Origin of the sequence: Syntrophorhabdus sp. (genome assembly GCA_012719415.1) — a bacterium.
Taxonomy (GTDB): Bacteria; Desulfobacterota; Syntrophorhabdia; order Syntrophorhabdales; family Syntrophorhabdaceae; genus Delta-02.
Genome location: JAAYAK010000191.1, coordinates 1 through 1,654 on the forward strand (window position 1 = coordinate 1; position 1,654 = coordinate 1,654).

Genomic DNA, 1,654 nt, shown 5'->3' on the forward strand with positions numbered 1-1,654 from the left:
AGAACGGACGCGAGGTCTATGAAGAGATGCACCGGATGGACCCGCGTGTCCGGGTGCTCTTCACGAGCGGATACACGAAGGATATCATCCTGGAAAAAGGGATAGAGGGCAAAGAGATCGATTTCATTGCCAAGCCCCTGACGCTCGACAGACTCCTCCTCAAGGTCCGCGAACTCCTGGCCGGGTAAACGGAGTGAAACAGCGGTCTCTCGCCCGTATCAGTCCCCTGGCATCCCGCTTCGCGGGAGGACACACGGTCTGCGCTACCCTTTCACGTCGGGATTTCCGAATAGTTGTCAGATCTTCCTTAAGTCAAAGCCGGAGCCGGCGATAATATAGTCAAGAAATCCGAACAGGTTTAAGGTTGGGTCGATCATGACGGTGGCGCTCGTAGTGCTGGGGTTCGTGGCGGTTTTTGTCCTCCTGTACATCCTTTACCGGGGGAAACGACCGACCGCCGCTGCCGGAAGGCTTTCAGACAGAGGCTCCGCTCTCCATTCCGGAGAGGAGGCCGGACCGCGGCCGTTCGACCGTGTGAGACCGGATCGGGAAGAGCGATCGGTTATCCTGGAGGCCTATCCCGCTCTGGGTGAGATCCCTTACGTCCCCGTGCAGGAAGGTCTCTGCCCTGTTCCCTATTGCTTTGTCGACGATGCCATCAAGGAGACACTCCGCCGCAAGGTCTCAGGTCTGCCCACGGTGTCGACGGTATCGCTCAATCTCCTTCGTCTTCTGCAGGACCCTCAATCAAATTCCGGGGAAGTGACCACCCTTGTGTCGACGAACCCGGCGTTCTCGGCAAAGGTCCTGAGGACCGTCAATTCGGCATACTTCGGCCAGGCCGAAAAGGTGACGGCGATAGGAAGAGCCATAACGCTTCTCGGATACAACAACGTACGGTCCCTCCTCGTTGAGGACATGGTGAACAACACGGTCCCGGCCGTGCGGGGGGACGACCGTCAGCGGCATGTGAGGTTGTGGAGTCACTCGGCCGTTGTTTCCGCATGCGCGGGCCACCTGGGCAGGTCGCTTTTCGGGTTGCCCGAATACGCTCTGGGGACGATGGGGCTCCTCCATGACATAGGGAGATACCTCTTTCCGCTCCTTGAAAAAAGAGGAGAACCGGTACCGGACCTGCCGGCGCTCATCAGGGAGGACAGGCAATACCACATCAACCATGCCGCCATCGGGGCGTTCATCGCCCGCAAGTGGCAACTGCCTGATGCCGTTGCCGACACCATCGAACACCACCACGCGCCATGCTTCTCTCAGCCAGAGACCATCCCCGAGAGCGTCGTGCAACAGGCCTTTGTCGTCTGCCTCGCGGACCTCATCTCCAAGACCCTGGGGTATTCCGGCGAAGACGAGCAGGTACTGCCTGTGCGGGAAGAGTACTACCGGAAGTTCAACCTCAGCGGCAACATCGTCGACCTAATCACCCCGGCCCTCATCCGCGACATGGAAAAGGCTCGCCAAACGGTCGAATCCTACGCGGGAGCAGCGTAGACGACGTTACCCTCTCACCGCGGATCGTTCCTTTCCTGTATGACGAGGAGCTTTCCGGTGCCTATGGCGAAGGCCTCCTTGACGGTTCCCGTGACCTTCAATTTCTGGCCGACCGCCGGCAGTATCCGTGATGTGATCACCGTGATCT

General features: G+C 59.1%; 2 protein-coding genes. Both read left to right on the plus strand.

All coding sequences use genetic code 11. The features are described from left to right. The coding region (locus GXX82_11015) for a hypothetical protein (GenBank protein ID NLT23566.1) at positions 1–188 on the plus strand (188 nt) is incomplete at its 5' end. 187 nt (positions 189–375) lie between these two features. After that, positions 376–1,506, plus strand: coding sequence for an HDOD domain-containing protein (locus GXX82_11020; GenBank protein ID NLT23567.1), 1,131 nt, complete (start codon positions 376–378; stop codon positions 1,504–1,506). Positions 1,507–1,654: the final 148 nt, after the last annotated feature.